Origin of the sequence: Acinetobacter sp. YH16051, assembly GCF_013417135.1 — a bacterium.
GTDB lineage: Bacteria > Pseudomonadota > Gammaproteobacteria > Pseudomonadales > Moraxellaceae > Acinetobacter > Acinetobacter towneri.
Map to the genome: position 1 here is coordinate 1 of NZ_VPEN01000155.1, position 1,067 is coordinate 1,067.

Below are 1,067 nucleotides of genomic sequence, written 5' to 3' on the forward strand. Positions count from 1 at the left end.
GTTAACCTTAAAATTCATAGTCGTATCCAAATTAGAACGAGATTGCTCAATCTCTTCAACAAGTAATCTTTTATGATCAACACTTGCTTGCATACGTTTTAAGTTATCTAAAGCGTCATTGTCATCCAAATCATTCACCTAGTAGTTACTTAGGAAGTACTGAGAAATTACCAAGTAATTACTTTAAAGGCAAGTTATATTTTTATTAAAATTATAAGTTATTGTTTTTATTAGAACAGAATGCATCTTTTCCTAAATATAGGACTAGAGTCCACCATTAGAAAACGTGGACTCTTTCAAGCAGTAGTCGCGGCGGAACAAGTTCCTGCCTGCGCCTACTACTACCTACCACTTAACCAGTATTAATACCAAAAGCTCGAACAGCGATAGCCATTAACTTAATTGAAGTACAGGCAGCAGAAGTAGCAAGAATAATTGACATAGCATGTGGGAAATCTAAATAAGCAACAAACTCACCAACTGGACCACCAACAGAAGAAAGCGAAGATAATTGAGAAAGAATGGCAGACTCAATGCGATGTATGACAGGGAGAACAGTATTATTTAAAAAAGCATAAGTAAGACCTGCAACCGTAACACCTACAACAAGCTTGCCAACAACACTAAGAACAACTCTAGAAAGAATCATCAAAGGAATATTTATAGCCATAAAAAAACCTATTTTTGTATTAAAAATTTATAGGTAAATTATATCAAATTTCTATTTATATATTTGTTTTTTAACAATTTTAATAGTAAGTGATTTTATCATTATGGTGGGAGTTGGAGAAGATCAGGGAATACTCACCCTAGAGCATCTAAAAAGACACTCCAGGAGTATTACCCTAACAATGTGGTCATCACTACGGAGCCGAGCCATCGTTTCACAGGAGCGCATCACAGCGTAATGCTGCGCTTGTTTTGGTTAGGGCTTACGTCACCCCCTGAACACGTCCAAAACCGCCTATAAACGCCTTTAATTGATCACCGCAAGGGATTACCCCAATATACTCACGATCAGCGTTTTATGACTACTCATGCCGTTGTCTGCTTTGTTCAGATACCCC

General features: G+C 36.9%; 1 protein-coding gene. It reads right to left on the reverse strand.

Annotated elements, in window-relative coordinates; genetic code table 11:
- Window positions 1-352 precede the first annotated feature (352 nt).
- Window positions 353-670 (reverse strand): DUF2523 domain-containing protein, encoded by a 318-nt coding sequence (locus tag FTV41_RS15030; RefSeq protein WP_218945217.1) that lies wholly within the window; start codon window positions 668-670, stop codon window positions 353-355.
- Between the last annotated feature and the right edge of the window lie 397 nt (window positions 671-1,067).